This is a genomic window from Niastella vici (assembly GCF_002077945.1).
Taxonomy (GTDB): Bacteria; Bacteroidota; Bacteroidia; order Chitinophagales; family Chitinophagaceae; genus Niastella; species Niastella vici.
This window is the reverse complement of the sequence record NZ_LVYD01000113.1, coordinates 158,717-179,523: the sequence shown is the minus strand read 5'-3', so window position 1 is coordinate 179,523 and position 20,807 is coordinate 158,717. Positions and strand designations below refer to the sequence as shown.

The window sequence follows — 20,807 nt, the reverse complement described above, 5'->3', positions numbered from 1 at the left end:
CCTGCCAATGCTTTGTAGTATGAAAAAACATTTTTATTTATTTGGTATAATACTGGTGACGGTGGCAGCTTCTTCCTGTAAGAAAACATTTGAAGACAAACCACTGGAGCTGCTGACGATCGATTATATTTTTGATGCAAATGACCCTACCGGCGATCAGGCAAGTAAGTGGTTGACCTATATTTATTCAAGGATACAAACCGGTTATTCCCGGTATAACAGTGCGCCGCTCGAATCTATTTCAGACGATGCAGTACCCAGTGCCGATGGAAATGGTAACTGGAATGTGATCCGTGGGGGATACAGTCCCATCTCTACTTTTGATGATACCTGGGGCATTTGTTATAATGCCATTCGCGAGGCCAATGTTTTCCTGGCCAATTATCAGCGTGTGCCCTGGGCCGACTCTTCGCGTAAAGTATGGTTCCCCAATGAAGCAAGGGCGCTGCGCGCTTATTTCTATTACGAACTGGTGAAACGCTATGGCGGGGTGCCGCTGGTGGGCGACAAAGTGTATAATCCCACTGATGCCGAACTCACCCAGTTGCAACGCAACAGTTTTGAAGAATGCATTAATTATATAGTAAAGGAGCTCGACATTGCAAAGGACAGTCTTAGGCCCGATGCATCGTTGGCCAACAGGACCACAGATGCCGATTTTGGCCGCATGCGCAAAAGCGTGGTGCTGTCTATAAAAGCCAAGGTGCTGTTACTGGCGGCCAGTCCATTATTCAATCCGTCATCAACGCCCAATAAACCCTACACTGGTTATGCTTCGTATGATGCCGGGCGATGGAAGGCTGCCGGCGATGCGGCGAAAGCGGTGATGGACCTGAACCTGTACGATCTGGAAGCCAATCCATATACCCTCGTTTTGCAACGGGCCAACAAAGAGCATATCTTTTTCCGTACAAGTGATTCCCGTGTTTCCAATACTTACGCTTATTATATGTCGCCGGTGGGTTTTGCCCCCTCGGGCACCAAAAGCGAAGGCCGGGTGAGCCCCACGCAGGAGTTTGTTGATGCATTTGGTATGAAGAATGGTAAACCCATTACCGATGCCACTTCGGGTTATGATCCCGCCGCGCCTTATGCCGGTCGCGATCCGCGGTTGGAACGCACAGTATTCTATAACGGCGCCAAATGGTTGCAACGGGCCATTGAGACCTTTGAAGGCGGAAAAGACAAACCCAACAACCCAACCGTGGCGCCTGTTCAAACGCAAACCGGGTATTATGCCAAAAAATTCTGCGCCAACGACAGCAGCAGTACAAACTATACAAACACCCTTTATCGCGACAACGGTTTTGTGCCTGCCTGGTGTATTATTCGCTATGCCGATATTTTGCTAATGTATGCAGAGGCCATGAATGAATACAGCGGACCATCCACTGCCATATACAGTGCAGTAGAAAAGATCCGTCAACGGGGCGGGCTTTCACCCTATACGCTCACTGCCGGGTTATCGCAATCGCAACTGCGTGATGTTATCAGGAACGAAAGAAGGATTGAGCTTGCCTTCGAGGAACAACGCTTCTGGGATATCCGCCGCTGGAAGATTGCCAAAGCTGTATATGGCACTATGTTGCATGGCGTCACCATTACAAAGAATACCAATGGAACATTTACGTATACTTCCAAAGAGGTAACGACGCCTTATTTCACCGATGCCATGTACCTGTACCCGATCGCATTGAAGGAAACCCAGGTGAACCCGGGCATTGAACAAAATCCCGGGTACTAAACATCATTCACCTCAAACTCATTAACATGTATTTACGTTTAAATATATTATTAATACTGTTGCTGGCAGGCACCAGCGGTTTGCTGGCGCAAAGCAGGAAGGTGACCGGTGTGGTTACCAGCGATAAAAAGCAACCAGTGTCCGGTGCTACCATCACCGAAGAAAATAACGAAAAAAATAACGTCATTGCCGATGAACGCGGCCGCTTTACCATTTTGCTAACCGGTAAACACCGGCTTACCGTGAGCAATGTGGGTTATGTGACCCAAGCCGTTGAAACCGTTAACAGCAGTGACCTGTATATAAAACTGGCCACCGATGTAAAGGGGCTCGAAGATGTGGTGGTTATCGGTTATGGAAAAACGAAACGCATTACCAATACCGGCGCAGTAAGCACCATCAAGGGCGACGAAATAAGAACGGTTCCAACCGCCAATATTCAAAATACCCTGGTTGGGCGCATGCCCGGTTTCTTTTCCCAGCAACGAAGCGGGCAACCCGGGGCCGATGCCGCCGACTTTTTCATTCGTGGCGTAAACTCACTCAATGGTGATAACAAGCCATTGATCATTGTTGATGATATAGAATATGACTATACGCAGCTCTCGCAGTTGAACGCCAACGAAATTGAATCCATCTCCATTTTAAAAGATGCGGCTACCACATCTATTTACGGTTTGAAGGGCGCCAACGGCGTGCTGGTGATCACCACCCAGCGCGGACGGCTCGGCAAGCCGCGGATCAATGTAACTGCTGAAGCCGGTATTACCAAAGTGATCCGTTTTCCCACTTTTCTCGATTCGTATACCACCGCTTTACTGCGAAATGAAGCCACCATCAATGATGCGTACGGGCAATCGCAAACCCCCGTGCTGCCTTTTACGCAGGACGACCTGCAGAAATTTAAAGATGGTTCCGACCCATACGGGCATCCAAACGTAAACTGGACAAAAGAACTGTTGAACAGAATTGCTACCCAGGGCCGTTACAATATTGATTTCAGTGGCGGCAACAAACTGGTAAAGTATTATACCTCGCTGGGCTATTATACCCAAAATGGTATTTTAAAAGATTTCAAACCCATTGGTGATGAGGTGAACACGAATTTCTTCTATCGCCGGTACAATTATCGCTCAAACCTCGATATCACCCCCACAAAAACCCTCAAGATCCGGTTCGATGTAAATGGCCGGTTCGAAACAATCAATAACCCGGGTGGGGTGGTAGAAGGCGCCGGTTTGTTCTATGAGATCAGTGCATACCGTTACCTGGCCCCCTATGCAATGCCCGTTTATAATCCCGATGGTTCTTACCCCTATGCATCGCATACAGGCGCAGTTACTTCCGTTGGGCAAATCAGTCCGATCAACCGACTGGCTAACGGCGGCTACAAACGAAATTTTAACAACAACTACAACATTGTGGCCGGCGCCGAACAAAGGCTCGATTTCATTACCACCGGTTTATCGGCCAAATTCAACGTGTCGTATGCCGGTAATAACAATGAAGCCCGCAACCTTACACGTGCCGGTCTCGCTTCTTACAAATACGATCCTGTTTCCAATACTTACGCCATCAGGAATGCCGGGGAATACCGCACACCGGCCTACGGCGTAGGTGTAAGCAATGGCGCCTTTAATTCAACCACCATTCTGCAGGCCATGTTGAATTACAACCGCACATTCAATGGCCACCACATTACCGGTTTGCTATTGCTTAACCAACGGAATTATATAAACGGCAGCGCTATCCCGGTGAACTATCGCGGAACAACAGGCCGTCTCGATTACGATTACAAACAAAAATACCTGTTTGGCATTACGGTTGCCCGCAACGGTAATGACCTTTTTCAGGCCAACAGACGCTATGGAATTTTCCCGGCTATCTCCTGGGGATATAACCTGGCCGAGGAAGGGTTTTTCAAGGAGGCGTTGCCATTCTTCGATATGTTCAAGCTCCGTGGTTCATACGGACTGGTAGGTTCCGATGCCAGCTATCCCAGCACGGTTAATTCGGTGATCCAGTATACAACCACTGGAGGCAATAACTATGGCAACACCACAGTTGAAGGCGCTCTGGTAAACCCCGATGTGACCTGGGAAAAAGAACGTAAAACCGACCTGGGTCTTGAGCTTAGTATGTTTGGTGGTAAGGTTTCCTTCAGCGGCAGCTACTTCTATAACTACCGGTACGATCAGCTGATTGACCAGGGCGATGTGCCGCTGACAATAGGCCAGGCCCTGCCTAAGAAAAACATCGGTAGAACAGAGAATAAAGGGTTTGATGGCGCTTTAACCTACAAGAACCATTTTGGCCAGGTAAACGTTTCAGTGAGTGCGAATTATTCTTTCGCGGCGAACCGCATCCTCTATGTTAGTGAGGCGCCCGACTATCCGTACCTGGCAAAAACAGGCCGCGCCATCGGCGTGCTGAGTTCGCTCGGGTATCATAACCTTGGGTTCTATCAAATGGATGATTTTGACGGCAACGGAAAAGTGAAGAAAGGCGTTCCCGCCCCGGTATGGAGTGTTATTCAACCGGGCGATCTTAAATACGATGACCTCAATGGCGATGGCGTTATTACCGATGCCGACCGTACCTATTTGTCGAAACCCAATTTGCCAACCAATAACCTGGGGCTCGACCTGATGGTAAATTACAAAGGACTTACTTTACGCGCCCTGGTACAAAGCGCTTATGGCTATGCGGTACAGGTAACGGCCGAAGGCGCCGGCGATGCGTTCAATGGCAATTTGCGACCCTGGAACCTCGAACGCTGGACGCCTGCAACTGCTGCCACAGCCACCTATCCACGCATTGGGTTGAACACCAACATCAACAATATTTCCTGGGTAACCATTTCCGATTTCTGGTATGCCAATACCTGGTATGTTCGCCTGAAATCACTGGAGCTGGCCTGGCAGTTGCCACAATCATTTTTAAACGGGCTCAGGGTGGTTCAGAATGCGCGGGTATACCTCACGGGTTATAACCTGCTCAATTACCAGCAAATGGGCAAGTTTCAGCAGGATGCTGAGATCGCCAATGGTACCGGTGGTGCGTATCCCAATACCGCCAACTTTAATTTCGGTGTACAATTAGGTTTTTAACCCTAAAACAGCAATTAAAATGAACTCACTTAAATATTGCAGATCTTTGCTGGCCTTGCCGGTTGCCGCCCTGGTGCTGCTGACTGCCTGCAAAAAAGATTTCCTCGATCAAAAGACCCTTTCAGCCGTTGACGAAGGGGCTGTATTCAGAGACAGTGTGAAAACACTCGGCGTCATTAATAATTTATATTCGAATATCGGTTTCTCTTTTAATGCCCGGCGGGTCAACAATACCGGGCTCGATGCGGCCTGCGACGAGAGCGAACCCATCAGCGACCCCACCATTTTCTCCTATATCATTTCAAATGGCGGGGTGAACGCCAGTAATGCCGATAAAAATACCTGGACAACGGTTTTTACGATGGTGCGCGCTGCGAATATTTTTATGAAGAACAGGGACAGTATTCCCATAACTGCCGCCACCCGTGATTACTGGACCGCCCAGGTGCGATTTTTAAGGGCCTGGTACCTGATGATGCTGGTGAAGCATTATGGCGGCATCCCGCTCATCGGTGATAATATCTATGATGACGGCGACAAGATCGATGTGCCCCGCAGTTCCTATGAAGCCTGCGTTAGTTATATAGTGGGCGAACTGGATGCAGCCGCCGCTGCGCTGCCCGCCTCTTATCCAACTAATAACGTAAACCAGAACCGCGTAAGCAAGGGTACCGCGCTGGCGGCCAAGGCAAGGTTATTATTGTATGCAGCCAGTCCGCTCTTCAATAGCGGCCCCCGGGCCGATGATCCCGATCATTTGCTTTCCTATGCAACGGCCGATAATGAGCGGTGGAAAAATGCGTCAGATGCGGCCAAAGCCGTCATTAACCTGAACGTGTACAGCTTATATACCACTTCGGCAACACCCATGTATACTTTCTTCCTGCAAAATACGCCGCAGACCGAACATGTGCTGGCCTATTGGCAACCTGTAAGTACTTCCAATAATTTTTATGTGGAGAACAGCGCCAACCCGCAATCGCGGGGTACCACCAACGGCTATGTGGGGGCTAAGTACTTTCCTACACAGGAACTGGTCGATGAATTTGATATGATCAACGGATTGCGTATTACCGATCCCGCTTCGGGTTATCCGGGAATGGGCGACAATATGTACAAGAACCGCGATCCCCGGCTTACTACTACGGTCCATTACAATGGGTCTATACGCAATATGGGTACCCTGGGCGATCAGCCGGTGAATACCTATACTGGTGTGGTGCCAACGGGAAATGCAGCCGCCACCAGCGCCAGTGTGGATGGCATTTATTCGGCTACCGGCACCAAAACAGGTTATTTCCGCTACAAGATGTGTAACAATTTTGGCGTGGGCGGCGGCAGTGAATTGTATCGTCCCTGGGTAGTGATGCGCTATGCAGAAGTATTGTTGAATGCAGCAGAAGCTACCAATGAATATTACGGCCCAACATCAGAAATTTATGACTGGTTGAAATTGATCCGTGCCCGCGCCGGCATACAGGCCGGTACAAATGGGTTGTACGGATTGAAAGCCGGCATGACCAAAGACGAAATGCGCGATGCCATTCGCCATGAACGCCGGGTTGAACTGGCCTTTGAAGAACACCGGTTCTGGGACATCCGCCGTTGGAAGATCGCTCCGCAAACCGAGAACGCCGAAACACATGGAATGGAAATTACGCGGGCCGCTAATGGCACCTTTTCTTACCGCATCATTCCAATAAGGAAACACGTGTTTACCGATGCCATGTATTTCTGGCCTATTCCGCAAAGCGAGATCGTAAAATCGCCTTCACTGGTGCAGAACCCGGGTTATTAAGTTTACAGCTCAAAGTTTACAGTTGCCTCGCAATTCAACTTTGAACTTAAAACTTTGAACTGAACAACTAAAAAACTTTTTAACAATTAAGAGAATCAGTTTTATGAAGATAATGACAATCATACTCATCATATTCTCTCTGGCCATCGCCTGTACCAAAGGTGGTAAACTCCGTGGCATCAGTGGCGTTCAATATTCCGTAATAGCGAAGGCCAGCAGCAAACAGCTGGTGCCCATGATCGATACCACCTCCACCGCCACGTTTACCGGATTGTACGATAAGGAAACAAATATTTTAACGTATACCATTACGTGGAACGATCTGTGGCGTGATACGAAAAAAGATACCATCACCGCCATCAATTTTTATGGACCTGCCGCTGCTACGGAGAACGGCCCATTGCTGCGTACGCTTCCATACGTAAACACCAATAAAGCCGGCAGTGTTAATCTTGGCCTGGCCGGCAATAACGGGTTCACCACCGATGAGCAGGCCGGTTTTTTGTCGGGTGCTTATTATTTCACGATCAATACCAAACGGTATGCAGCCGGAATTGTAAGAGGTCAGTTGTCGGTTGCAGAAAGATGATTATGGTGAATTGGTGAATGGTGAATTGGTCTCTCAATTTTTGTGTCTCGCTATTGATTTCGAGGCTTGCTCAATAGGGTTTTATTGACCATTGACGATTGACCATTGACCATTACAGTGAACACGATATTCTGGTTATTTTAATAAAGAAGAAAAAAGAAAGATGTATGAAGTATAGCCCGTGCGTGCCTCGAATGGCCTTGTTTGTATTATTGACCGTTTGTATAGTGAAATGGACAACCGCTTTTGCCTTTGATCCTGTGTTGCCCGGTTTAACGGTATACCCGGCCCCCACCAACGCGGTGTTAAATAAGGATTTTACCGTAAAGGTGCGGCAAAAAGGAAAAGCCTGGCAGTCGTTGGCCGTTTATACGGTTAAAGTAAGCAGGGCCACTGCTGCCGGCCACAAAGAAGAAAAAGCCTCTATGTGCTATTTTGATTTTACAGGAGTGGTAGAAGTGGCGGTAACCTATAACAAAGGCCTGGTGCAGCAAGCCAGGGTTAGGCCGCTTTCTTACAGTATTCCGCCTACGATCAACGGCAAAACGGTCTTCTTTCAGTTAAACAGGCCGGCCAACCTGTCGGTGGAAGTGAATGGCGATATCTTTCACAACCTGCATCTGTTTGCCAACCCGGTCTCTGCATTTAAACCCGACCTGCGCGATACCAACCTCCTGTATTTTGGCCCCGGCGTGCATGAAATAAAAGGACAGGTTTTGCATGTATCATCGGGTAAAACGGTATACCTCGCCGGCGGCGCCATTCTGAAAGGGCAGGTGCTGATCAGCAATGCGCATGATGTGCGGGTGTTGGGAAGAGGCATGGTAGACCAATCGGTAAAGCAGGGCGTTCGCATTGCCAATTCAAGGAACGTGGAGGTAGAAGGCATCTTCTGCACCCAATGTTTTACCGGCGGTAGCGACAGTGTGACCATTCGCAATGTAAAGTCGATGAGCTATTATGGCTGGGGCGATGGCATGAATGTGATCAGCAGCACCAATGTACTCCTCGACGGCGTGTTCAACCGCAATTCAGACGATTGTACAACGGTGTACGGAACCCGCCTCGGGTTCACCGGCAGCAGCCGCAACATTACCATGCAGAATTCAACCCTGTGGGCCGATGTGGCGCATCCCATTTTAATAGGCACGCACGGCAATACGCCTAATCCCGATGTATTGGAAGACCTGCATTACATCAATATTGATATCCTTGACCACAAAGAAGCGCAGATCGATTACCAGGGCTGCCTGAGCATCGATGCCGGCGACAATAACCTGGTGCGCAATGTACTTTTTGAAAATATCAGGGTGGAAGATTTCCGCCAGGGACAGCTCATCAATATCCGCGTGTTCTTTAATAAGAAATACTGTACGGCGCCGGGAAGGGGCGTAGAGAATGTACTATTCAAAGACATTACCTACAATGGCCAGCACGCAGAGCTCTCCATTATTTCAGGGTATAATGAAGAACGGAAAGTAAAGAATATCGTGTTTGAAAATTTAAAAATAAACGGCCGGGTCATTTCAGACGATATGGAAGGAAAACCAGGCTGGTATAGAACGGCTGATATGGCCCATATAGCGCTGGGCGATCATGTGGAAGGCGTGGAGTTTCGCGCTTCGGCTTCGCTCAGACTGAACAAAAACCAGTAATATCGCTTAAAAATCAGCAACCCTTGAGAGTGATCAAAGAATGGCTGCTTTTATTGACAGGTATGTTTGTGCTCACCGAAAGCAGGGCGCAAACCGGAAGGTCGTATACTGTATTCTCACCCGACCGGTCAACTTCGTTCGAGGTAAAAACAGCGAACGGGCTTTTATTGTACCGGTTTTCGTTTGCCGGCCAGGCCATAACGCGCTGGTCGCAATTGGGATTGCAAACAAATGCCGGCGACACAGCAGCGGGTATAGTCATAAAAAACAAACAGGAAGGCAGGCATACAGCCCAATTTCCCTGGCCTTTGGGCGAAGCAGACAGCATTACCGATAATTACAATGAGCTGGTATTGTCGTGCAGCAGCGGGCCAACCCGGTTCAATGTGCTTGTGCGTGCGTATAAAGGCTGTGTAGCCTTCCGGTACGAGTTGCCTGACATTTACAATGGCATCAACTGCATCAAAAAAGAAAGCACCACGTTTGGCTTTGAGGCACCGGTCACCCTGTACCAGTACAACCAGGAATCGGTGTTTACCCCGGTATCCATTGATACGTTTACAAAGACCTGCGATCTGCCCGCCACATTAACCAATGGGAAGTTCTTTGTAAGTATTGGCGAAGCAAACAATGTGAACTATACCAAAGCGGAGTTGAAAAGAAGTGGCGGGCCGTATACCCTGGCGGTTGTTTTTCCGCGGGATTCGGCTGTACAGGTGGCCGGTGCGTTTTCAACGCCCTGGCGCACCATCAGCGTGTCAAAAACGGCGATCGGGTTACATGATTTCAGTCAGTTGTATTTGAAGCTGAACCCGGCAGCCAGCAAGGACTTACCAGATTGGATAAAGCCCGGTAAACTCATCAGGGCGCAGTTAACTACACAAAGCGGACTCGATTGTATTGACTTTGCGGCAAAACACAACTTACAATATATAATGTATGATGCCGGCTGGTATGGCGCAGAGTTCCGCACCTCCTCCGATCCCACACAGGTTATTCCCGCCATCGATATGCCGAAAGTGATACAGTATGGAAAGGAAAAAGGCATAGGCGTTATCCTCTACGTGAATTATGTTGGGTTGAAAGCAAAGCTCGACACCATTTTACCTTTATACAAACAATGGGGCGTGGCAGGCTTGAAATTCGGTTTTGTAGATGGCCTCACCCAGCACGGGTTAACCTGGCTGGCAGGCGCTATTCAAAAAGTATATGAAGCTGGTTTTATCCTCGACATCCACGACAATTACAAACCAACCGGTTTAAGCCGTACCTGGCCCGCCTTGTTGACGCAGGAAGGCATTCGGGGCGATGAGAACAGTCCTGACGCATTTCATACCACCGTATTGCCCTTTACGCGTTTTTTGGCGGGACCGGCGGATTTTACGTTTTGCTATCCGAATGCAAAGAATCAGTTCTCAAAGAACCTGAAGGTAAGCAGGGGGCAACAGCTTGCTCTTACTGTTGTTTATTTCAGTCCGCTGCAGGCCCTTTTCTGGTATGGCATACCAGCCGATTATACCAATGAAGACGAAATAGAATTTTTCAAACTGGTCCCCACCGTATGGAACGAAACGCATTACCTGGCCGGCGATATTGGTAAAGGCATCAGTGTGGCCCGCAGAAAAGGCGGCACCTGGTTTATAGGCAATGCAGCCGGTTTGGATGACTGGCATGCTACTGTCCGGCTCGATTTTCTTCAAAAAGGAAAAAAGTATATTGCCATCGTATATGAAGATGATGCGGAAAAGAACAGTATCCGCAAAAGAAGTATTCCCGTAAAGAAAGGCGATCAATGGCCTGTTTCGCTGAAAGGAAAAACAGGCGAGGCCGTCATCATTCAACCCATGGAATAAAAGACCGCATTGCCCCGGTAGTTTGAGTTCCTATTTTAGTATTGCCTATGTAAAACTTTAAATTAGTATTACCTCACCTTATTAAGATAAAGCAGGGCTGCCTAAGGCCCTGTTCCTTTTTTAATGTGGAAAATTTTCCTCTCAAAGAATCATGAATATTTTTGAATAAAACGTTCCGGCTGCTGCTTATTTTAATTTTTGTATTAAATAAATATCATTAAATTTGATTTGCATTCACAAACGGAATTTATTTAGGGAAGTAATATTACCCTACAGTCCTTGTAGAATGTATTACAAGCAAGGAAATAAACGTTGAAATGCTTTGACCAAACACCCGCTAATCAATAACCTGGTAACTTAGTGTTATTCTTCTTTCGTTTTTCTATCCATTATTCATGCTAATACTTCCGCTATCCATTATCCATTCATACATTGTGAGGTAAGGTTAGTGCTCTAAGGCAATTTTTTATCTAAATCCATTAATGGGATGATGAGTGGCGAAGCCCTATATTCAAACTGACCTTATTCTAATAATGCCTACAAACTCCAAACCAATAAGCAGTTCTTTTAGTATTATTCTTCATGCAGGTTTTTATTCCAATCCATTATTCTTGCTAATTCGTTTCCAATCCATTATCCATTTATTTTAGTGGATCTTATTTTTACGGCCGGGGAAATAGGTGAGCATGATTGGCGGAGGCCATATGACGATGGTCATAAAATCATGCGATCATTTAGCGTGCAATTAACAGTAAACCCTTAGTGTGATTAAAAAAAAGGGTACTGTACTTGAATTGTTTTTCTAATGTTGCTATCTTTTGTTAACTATAGAATAACGATTACCAATCATCCCCTGAATATCGCTGTATCCCGAAAGCTTTGTAACAAGTAATGATTCCATCCCTTTGGTAATATATAACCTTGCCTGGTGTGATGCACGCAAACTCCATCTATTGATCGGTTCTTTTGTACCATTCTTCTTTCGCGTAGACCATTCCAATCCATTATCCATTCTCTATTCTCATCAGTATTAATCCATGTTTCATCCTGGAGAATTAATCCATTTTCTATCCATTAATTAATAGTAGTGGCCTTTAGGCTATTTGTCAAAATCAGGCAATGTGATTATGATAGGCGAAGCCCTTTATTCGTCTGGGCCATTGATCAATACCAACTTTAAAATTGCGCTTATGAAAAAATGGTATGCAATCTATACACATGCCAAATGGGAGAAAAAAGTTGCTACTTTATTAACCCGTAAAGACATCGAAAATTATTGCCCGCTGAACAAAGTAGCGCGGCAATGGAGCGACCGGAAAAAAATTATGTTTGAGCCATTGTTCACCTCTTATGTTTTTGTGCGCATAACCGATAAAGAATATTTAAGCGTGCTGCAAACAGATGGCGTACTTAATTATGTAAGCTGGCAGGGTAAGCCGGCCGTAATACGCGATGCTGAAATTGAACTGGTCAGGAACTTCCTGCTTGAATACAGCAGCGTTAGACTGGAAAGACTGGACGTGGAAGTTGATGATACGGTACGCATAAAATGCGGATTATTTATGGAACAGGAAGGTAAAGTAATGGAAGTACTGGGCAAAAGTCTCAGGGTATTTCTGCCTTCATTGGGTTATGCCATGCTGGCTGAAATTCCCAAATCGAATGTAGAGGTGGTTAGCACCAGAAGCAGGGGAGAGCTGTTGTTCATCCTATTATTTTATTATCAATTATTATTATCGTGAAAACATATCAAAAAAACAGCAAGCCGCACAGGCATGCCTGGCTGTATGCCGCTGTAGTATGCGGTGTATTGTTCACGGCCTGTACCAATATGAAAAAGGTAACGTACCTGAATGACGTTAATGGTACAGTAATTAAAAATGCCGTTGAGAACCTGGAGCCTGTTATTCAAAAGAACGATCTGCTTAGTATTACCGTCAGCAGCCCGAATGCAATAGCAAGCCAGCCTTTCAATACGGCTATAACCGTGTCGACCCAGGCGGTTGGTTATACCTCCACGCAGGCCGTCGGTTACCTGGTTGACCAGGATGGGTATATAGATATGCCTATGCTCGGCCGCATAAAAGCAGCAGGCCTTACAAAAAAAGAGCTGAAAGAAAATATAACAACGAACCTTGTTGAAAATAAATACCTGCTGTACCCGGTTGTAAACGTTCGTTACCTGAATTTTAAAGTTACTGTGCTGGGCGAAGTAGCCCATCCAATGGTGATCAATGTGCCCGATGAAAAAATAAATATTCTGGAAGCCCTGGGCTTTGCCGGCGATCTCACGGTTTACGCCCGGCGCAACAACGTTGCGGTGATCAGGGAAGAAAATGGAAGCAGGATCGTGCAGCGAATTGATCTGAACTCGGGCACCCTGCTTACCTCGCCCTATTATTATCTCAGGTCGAATGATATAGTTTATGTAGAACCCAATAAAGCGAAAGTATCTACTTCGGGCAATGTTCACAACTGGCTCCCGGTTATCTTGAGCGGGCTCTCGCTGGCCGCTGTACTTTTTTATCGTTTAAACAGATAGTCATGCAAACACACAAAAAGACAGGCAATGAAATGAATATCATTTCACTTGCCCTAAACTGGTACCTGCCCTACTGGCCTTTGTTCCTGATACTGATTGTGCTTGGTTCTGCAGGGGCATTGGTTTACCTGAATTTTTTTGCTACTCCTGTTTATGAAACCTATGCTACCGTAATGGTAAAAGACGAAAAAAAGGGTGTGGATGAATCGGGTATGGGTGAAGCCCTGCAGATCTTTCCCACAAAAAATATCGTTGAAAATGAAATGGAGGTCATTCATTCCAGGAAACTGATAACAGATGTGATCAACCAGCTACATTTATATGCGCCGGTGTCTGAGGCGGCTGATTTTGGCAGCCTGAAAATGCATGCCACTTCAGCTTACCTCAGCTCACCCATTACCATTGTGGCCCAGGACCCTGACCAGGTGAAGGAGACGGGCGATACGGATGTACTTTTCTCAGTTAATTATTTTCCCGGCCCAAATGGAAAAGCCTCAAAAGAAATTAAAGAAGTGGTCATTGATAAAAAGGCCTATCCAATGAACACCTGGTGTAATACACCGTATGGCGTATTGAAGTTTGAAAAAAATGCCAGGCAAACAACTGACTCTACCGGCCAGCTTTATTTTGATCTGTACAAAACGAAGAACCTGGCGCCCACCATCAGTCTCAATCTCGTTGTGACATCCGAGAACAAGTTGTCTTCAACAATGGACCTCACGTACAGCGATGCAGTGCCTCAACGGGGTGAAGATATTATGAACCACCTGCTGCTGGCGTATAACCAGCTATCAATAGACGAACAAAGAGGAACCGCGGCCAATACGCTCGCTTTTATTGAGACCCGTTTGAAAAGTGTTCGACATGAGCTGGATTCTATAGAAGGTAAAATACAAACGTTCAGGACAAATCAGGGAGTAGTTGATCTTACTGAGCAGGGCAAACAGTATTTGGAAAATGTGGGCACCAATGACCGGAAAATAGCCGATCTCAGTATGGAACTGGCGGCATTGGATGAAATGGAGCGCTATGCAAATTCGAAAGATAACAACACCGAGACAGTGCCTTCTACTATGGACATACCCGATCCGGTGCTCACCGATCTCATGCAAAAGATGTACACCGCAAAGGTCGAATACGGGAAGCTGATGAAAACAACCGGCGAGAATAATCCTGCTGCCATTGAATTGGCGAAAGTTATAGAACAAACCCGTCCAATGATCCTCGAAAAACTGCGCATGCACCGCATCAACCTGGAAGCCGGAAAAAAAGACCTCACGTCTACAAGTGGCAATTATAATTCCATGCTGCGCGGCATTCCCCAAAAGGAAAAAGAGTTGTTGGCTATTAGCCGGGAGCAGGCCATAAAGAGGAGCATCTATGACTTCCTGCTCGAAAAACGGGAGCAAACCGCATTGGCAAGTTCCTCTGCCGTTTCAGACAGCAAGATCATCGATATGGCCAATTCTTCCGTTTTGCCAGTTAGTCCCAAAAAGATGCTGGTTTATTTTGCGGTTTTGGTTGGTTTCCTTGGCCTGGGCATCGCGTACGTTTCTGCCAAAGAATTGCTGAACAAAAAGATCCTGTTCAGGTCTGAAATAGAATCGTTGACCAATGCGCCAATTATTGCAGAAATTTCAGCCAATAAAGAAGATGCTTCGCTTATAAAGACCGGTTCCAAAGTATCGGTCGTTGCCGAGCAGTTCCGGCATCTGCGGGCTGCCATTGCATTGGTTGGCCGGCAAAAGGAGCTGGCAATAAAAAGGATCCTGGTCACTTCCAGCATATCATCAGAAGGAAAGACCTATATCAGTACCAACCTGGCCCGAAGCCTGGCCCTGGCCGGTAACAAAGTGGTGCTGGTTGACCTTGATATTCGCATTCCAAAAGCTTCTTCTATTATGGGTGTGGCCAACGAAGCGGGCGTTGCTGAGTTCCTCGAAGGAACAAAGACGCCTGAAGAGATCATCAGCAGTACCACTGACGATAATTTATTTGTGATTGGGGCCGGTCAGCAAAAAGATAATTCAAGAGAACTTATTTTGAGCAGCCGGTTAAAGAGCCTGCTACAGTATCTCAGCAATACATTCGATTACATCGTGCTCGATGCTTCCCCCATTGACCCGGTTTCAGAATCATATGTATTCTCTGAATATTGCGATATGACCCTGTTTGTTATGCGGCATGGTCGTACACCAAAAGCTATGGTGCAAATACTCGATAGCAATAATAAATTCAAAGCATTGAAAAATCCGCACATTGTATTCAATGGCATCAGATCGAGAGGTGTTTTGAAGCGCATGTATGGCTATAGTTATGGGTATGGCTACGAAAATGTATATCGCGAAAAACGGAGCCGAAAACACAAATTGCAACACGCTTAGTATGAAAATACTGGTTACAGGAAGTGCCGGCTTTATTGGCTACTTCCTCACAAAAAAATTGCTTGAACGGGGCGACGACGTAACAGGCATTGATAACATCAATGAATATTACGATGTTAATTTAAAGTATGCCCGTTTGGCCGATAACGGGATCGACCGAACCAGCATTGCCTGGAACAAACCGGTGAAAAGCCGCAGGTACAATAATTACCGGTTCATTAAACTGAACCTGGAAGATAAAAGAGAGATCATAACCCTTTTTAAAAAGGAAAAATTTGATCTGGTTGCCCATCTGGCAGCCCAGGCGGGCGTGCGGTATTCCATGAGCAATCCCGATGTTTATATACAATCAAATATTACCGGCTTCCTGAATGTATTGGAAGCCTGCCGGCAAAACAACATATTGCACCTGGTTTATGCAAGCTCAAGCAGCGTATATGGTTTGAATGAACAGATGCCATTCTCGGTTACCCAGTGCACCAATCATCCTGTTTCATTATACGCAGCTACAAAAAAATCAAATGAGCTGATGGCGCATGTATACAGCCATTTGTTTAATATACCCACTACCGGTTTGCGCTTTTTCACGGTGTATGGGCCATGGGGCAGGCCCGATATGGCCTGTTTCCTTTTTGCAGATGCCATAATGAAGGGGCAGCCTATTACCGTGTACAACCAGGGTAAAATGAAACGCGATTTCACTTATATAGATGATATCGTGGAAGGCATTGTGCACGTGCTCGATAAACCGGCAGCACCCGCTTTCGCCTGGAATGGGCTGAGCCCTGATCCATCCTGTTCATCAGCTCCATATCGCATTTATAATATCGGTAACGATAACCCGGTTGAGTTAATGGATTTCATCAGGGAAATAGAAATGAATTGCGGAAAAAAAGCAAAAATAGAAATGAAGGACCTGGAACGGAGTGATGTGCTCACTACCTGGGCCGATATAAATGACCTGGCAACCAACTTTGACTATAGACCCACTACACCGGTTCAAACAGGGCTTCGGCAATTTATAGCCTGGTACCGGCAGTTTTATGCGGTTGAACAGGTGGAAATAGATCATTTGAATAAAGCATATTAATAACAAACGCAATGATTGAAAAACCAATAATAGGTAAACCCTCTGAAGATGCTGGTCTTGAGAAAAAGAAAAGAGGGACCAAAGAAAACCTGAAGCAACGAGCGTACCTGAATACCGTATCAAGCATACTGGATTATACAGCAAACCGGCTCGCCGGTTTGTTTGTAAATCCTTTCATGATCACGGGACTGGGAACTTCTTTATTCGGTATCTGGCAAATGCTTGGCCAGTTTACCAATTATGCTACTATTGTAGATACCCGGTCATCACAAGTGCTGAAATGGACGGTGGCACAGAAAAAAGACGTGGCTACTGCAGAAGAATTGAAACGCGAGGCTGGGGCCGCTTTTGTTGTAATGCTATTGGTAATGCCGGTGATATTAATTGCCGGTACTGTTATCACCTGGTATGCTCCCTATATTACGCATGCAGCCAAAGCGCATTACAGCCTGATCAGGATCACTTGCTCGCTACTGATCTTTTCAGTGCTTGTGTTTAAGATCTTCGAAATGTTTGAAGCCATACTGCGGGGAATGAACCTTACCTTCAAACGCATGGGACTGCGGGCCGCTATCGTGATCGCCGGCGGGGGCCTGAAGGTGCTGGCGCTTAAATTGGGTTATGGGTTAACAGGGCTGGCCCTTGTTCAGCTATTGGATACGCTGGTGATCGGAATATCATTTTATGTGGTGGTAAAAAGAAATGTGGAATGGTTCGGGTTCAGCAAACCAAACCGGTCAGATATTTTCCGGTTCGGTAAATTAAGCGCCTGGTACCTGGCCGATGCAGGCGCCAATATGCTGAATACGAACAGTGATAAGGTGCTGCTGGGGGTAATAGCAGGACCGGTCACCGTAGCATATTACACATTGACGAAGTTTATACCTGCCGCTTTACAGGGAATCATAAACAGGTTGATCCTTGGCATAATGCCCGGAATAGGAAAGCTGCTGGGCCTTAAAGATTATGCCCGGGTGAATGCCGTAAGAAAAAAATTAAACAATATCTCTTTACTGCTAACTACAGCGTTTGGGGTTACCATCATACTTTTCAATCAATCATTTTTAAGCGTATGGGTGGGCAACAGGCATTTTGCCGGCCATACCGCCAATATGCTGATAATGATCATGACCATTCAGGATACTTTTGTAAAGAATGACGCCTGTATCATCAGCGCAACATTGGACATTAAGAAAAAGGTTATTCTTACCCTCATTTCTGCGTTGTTGTTTGCCGGTTTTGGCGTTTTACTGGTGAGTTATATGGGCATTTCCGGACTTTGCCTCAGTTTTATGATAAGCAGATTGTATTTGTTTATAGGACAACGGAAAGTACTGTCAACAATAATAAATGCCGGAACACGGGCTGCATCCATCATCAACTTCAGGCCCTCTGTAACGGCGCTGCTTATGCTGGCGCTGGCCTGGTGGCTGGCCACAAAAACAGCAACAGCCGGCATTTATCAGTTAATAGTTTTTGCCCCCCTGGCATTCGTTAGCGCTTTGCTCGTGTTTTATTTTTTGGGATTGAATAGAACAGACAGAGGAGAATTACGGGACCTGGTTACGTCGATAAAATTCTTCAGATCGGATACAGGCTTCAGTAAAAATTAAAAGAAACTTATGAAAATTCTTTTCGTGGCCCCCCGGTTTCATACCAACCAGGTTCAATTGATAAAAAAGCTGATCGAAAAAAAGCATGAGGTAATTTTTCATGCCGCAAGTATTGGCCCAACCGAAGATCACAGCATAATAAAACCTGCACAATTCAAACAAAGTAAATTGTCGCTGGTCGCCGAAAAACTTTTTGGAAAAGGCGCAGCTACCCGAAGAAATTATTTTCCGCAGTTGGCAAAGTACTGGCGCACTTTTAAACAACTGAAGCCCGACATGGTGGTCATTCGCGATCCTTTTAAATTATTTTCTCTTACTGTGGCAATTTATGCGCGGCTTACAAACGCAAAGATCATTTTTTATACGCAGGAAGATATAAACAGATACAGATCGTGGCGAACGCTGTTAAAACAAAAAGGGACCATTCGTTTTTTTAAAGCTGCCTGGATGAGCCCGGTAAAAACCAGTCCTGAGTCAGTAAATAACGGTGCGTTGAAATATATGTATTATGTTCCTTTGCCTGTTATTGTTAACGGCGAAGAAAAGAACAACAACAATTTTTCGGGGGAAGCACCCAGGATATTGATGGTGGGCAAGTATCACCAGGAAAGAAAGAAACACGCCTTGTTCCTGCAGGCCCTGCACTCCCTTAAAGACAGGTACCGGTTTTCTGCAACCATTGCCGGCGAATGTGCAACCCCCGAGCAACAACTCAATTACAGGGTCATCAGGCAGGAAGCAGATAAGCTGGAACTGAACGGCCGCGTTGAATTCAAACAGGACATTCCTTATAATAAAATGGCCGAACTGTATGCCGCGCACAACATTTTTGTACTGCCAGCTATAAACGAACAATACGGAGTTTCGGTCAATGAAGCATTGGGCTATGGGTTGCCTGTTGTTTGTACCGATACCTGCGGCGCCAGCTTCAATATCACCAATGGCGGTAACGGTTTTGTTGTAAGGTCAAACAGCCTGGAAGAACTTACCTCCTCGCTTGAAATATTGGTTTCAGATCAGCAGAAGCTGCATCAAATGCATAGGCAATCTCTCCAATATGCCAGGGAAAACCTGAGCGCCGATGTTTTTTATGAAAAATTTTCCCAATTGGTCCTCGATCGTTTTTCAATTGTAATGAACTGAAATTCCCGCAGCCATGACACCTTTTTTCTGGTTCGTTGAAATTGTATTTTTCTATGGCCTTTTCTTTTATTGTTTGCTCGTAAAAAATGAGCTGAGCATTTTTTATATGCCGGTATTGCTTTTTGTCGACAAGATCATTGGTACAACCCATCCTGCATTTATTTTTTATGGGATGTTAAGTTTGATCGTTATCATACTCATCTTAAAAAGCGGCCTGTTTATTAAGTATAATGTTTGGGCAATACTTATAAGTATTTATTTTCTCCTTTTACTAAATAAATCGCATGACCTTGACCTGATACGCCCATATGCTTTTTCTGTTACCTGGTTCTTTGTTATGATGCCAATAATTCCTGCGCTCTACAAAAAGATCCCGCGCGATGTTGCATTCAGGGAACTAAGTAATGCTTCGTTCCTGATACTGGCGCTTTTTATAGTCAATGCACTGTTCAGTACTCATTATAAGTTTGCGCCTACCGATATGTATGGTTTCACCAACGGTATTTTATATGGCAACCTTTGGGCTGCTGCATTCAATACCATGCCTTTCGCTTTTTTTGTGGTATTCCTGAAAGGCGTCAGTGAACGAAAGCTCCTTTTTATTCTCCTTGCGGTGGCATCGTTCTTCTTTATCATGCTTACGCTGCGGCGTACGGTTATGGGATTAAGCGCATTAAGTGTTGTGGTTGCCCTGTTGACCATGATGACGCAACAGAAAGCAAAAATGGTTTTCCTTATCGGGGGGCTGGTCTTTGTGTTAGGTTATCTGGTGTATGCCAATACAGGTTTTATGCAGGAGATCAGGGATAGGGTAGAGGAACGTAAACTCGATGACCGGGCCCTGACAGAAGAAAAGCGCTTTATTGAATATTCCCTTATATACAATGATATGTTTGTTTACCACGCCTATAGTCCCTGGTTTGGATTTGAATTATGGAACAGCGCCGGAAATTACGGTCATGGCGTGCTGGGCGACAGAAGCCTGCATGGCGATTTAACCAACATCGTTCATTCAAGCGGATTTATCGGTTTAACCCTGTATCTTTTAATGGTAGCTACTGCATTCTGGCAGGCGCTGAAGGCTTCAAAGGGCTACCAGGATAAATTAATAATTCTTTTTTGTGCGTTGTCATTTGGGGTATTTACCGTTACCGGCCGGTATACCGAAACGGCGGCAACCACCTTGTTATTCCTCGTGCTCCTATTGCCATTGACAAAAAATGAAGATCCGGAAGCTTCTGAAGAAGAAACCCCACCCGTTTCCCCGGAAGCAGTAAAATAAATAA

General features: G+C 45.9%; 13 protein-coding genes. All 13 read left to right on the top strand.

Features of this window, described 5'->3' with window-relative positions:
• Positions 1 to 19 precede the first annotated feature (19 nt).
• Positions 20 to 1,744 (top strand): RagB/SusD family nutrient uptake outer membrane protein, encoded by a 1,725-nt coding sequence (locus A3860_RS37080; protein WP_158085483.1) that lies wholly within the window; start codon positions 20 to 22, stop codon positions 1,742 to 1,744.
• Positions 1,745 to 1,770: 26 nt separating this feature from the next.
• Positions 1,771 to 4,854 (top strand): SusC/RagA family TonB-linked outer membrane protein, encoded by a 3,084-nt coding sequence (locus tag A3860_RS37075; protein WP_081155650.1) that lies wholly within the window; start codon positions 1,771 to 1,773, stop codon positions 4,852 to 4,854.
• 19 nt (positions 4,855 to 4,873) lie between these two features.
• A complete protein-coding gene (locus tag A3860_RS37070) occupies positions 4,874 to 6,652 on the top strand; it encodes a RagB/SusD family nutrient uptake outer membrane protein (protein ID WP_081155649.1) in 1,779 nt (592 codons plus the stop codon).
• A gap of 103 nt (positions 6,653 to 6,755) precedes the next feature.
• Positions 6,756 to 7,241 (top strand): CHRD domain-containing protein, encoded by a 486-nt coding sequence (locus tag A3860_RS37065; protein ID WP_081155648.1) that lies wholly within the window; start codon positions 6,756 to 6,758, stop codon positions 7,239 to 7,241.
• Between the two features lie 167 nt (positions 7,242 to 7,408).
• Positions 7,409 to 8,896, top strand: a complete 1,488-nt coding sequence (locus tag A3860_RS37060; protein WP_081155744.1) for a glycosyl hydrolase family 28 protein — start codon at positions 7,409 to 7,411, stop codon at positions 8,894 to 8,896.
• A 29-nt stretch (positions 8,897 to 8,925) separates the two neighbouring features.
• Entirely contained in the window at positions 8,926 to 10,749 is a 1,824-nt protein-coding gene (locus A3860_RS37055) for a glycoside hydrolase family 97 protein (protein WP_245843712.1), read from the top strand.
• Positions 10,750 to 11,939: 1,190 nt separating this feature from the next.
• On the top strand, positions 11,940 to 12,491 hold the full coding sequence (locus A3860_RS37050) for a UpxY family transcription antiterminator (RefSeq protein ID WP_081155742.1): 552 nt from the start codon (positions 11,940 to 11,942) through the stop codon (positions 12,489 to 12,491).
• Positions 12,488 to 13,291 carry a polysaccharide biosynthesis/export family protein gene (locus A3860_RS37045; RefSeq protein ID WP_245843706.1) on the top strand — a complete coding sequence of 268 codons (804 nt, stop codon included), beginning with the start codon at positions 12,488 to 12,490 and terminating at the stop codon, positions 13,289 to 13,291. Before A3860_RS37050 ends, A3860_RS37045 begins: the two co-directional genes overlap by 4 nt.
• 2 nt (positions 13,292 to 13,293) lie before the next feature.
• Complete coding sequence (locus A3860_RS37040) at positions 13,294 to 15,675, top strand: GumC family protein (RefSeq protein WP_081155647.1); 2,382 nt, start codon at positions 13,294 to 13,296, stop codon at positions 15,673 to 15,675.
• Position 15,676: 1 nt separating this feature from the next.
• The gene (locus A3860_RS37035) at positions 15,677 to 16,765 is read left to right on the top strand and encodes an NAD-dependent epimerase (RefSeq protein WP_081155646.1); all 1,089 of its coding nucleotides are present in this window, start codon (positions 15,677 to 15,679) and stop codon (positions 16,763 to 16,765) included.
• 11 nt (positions 16,766 to 16,776) lie between these two features.
• On the top strand, positions 16,777 to 18,378 hold the full coding sequence (locus A3860_RS37030; protein ID WP_081155645.1) for a lipopolysaccharide biosynthesis protein: 1,602 nt from the start codon (positions 16,777 to 16,779) through the stop codon (positions 18,376 to 18,378).
• Positions 18,379 to 18,387: 9 nt separating this feature from the next.
• Positions 18,388 to 19,521, top strand: coding sequence for a glycosyltransferase family 4 protein (locus tag A3860_RS37025; RefSeq protein WP_081155644.1), 1,134 nt, complete (start codon positions 18,388 to 18,390; stop codon positions 19,519 to 19,521).
• A 13-nt stretch (positions 19,522 to 19,534) separates the two neighbouring features.
• A complete protein-coding gene (locus tag A3860_RS37020) occupies positions 19,535 to 20,803 on the top strand; it encodes a hypothetical protein (protein ID WP_081155643.1) in 1,269 nt (422 codons plus the stop codon).
• The last annotated feature ends 4 nt before the right edge of the window (positions 20,804 to 20,807 follow it).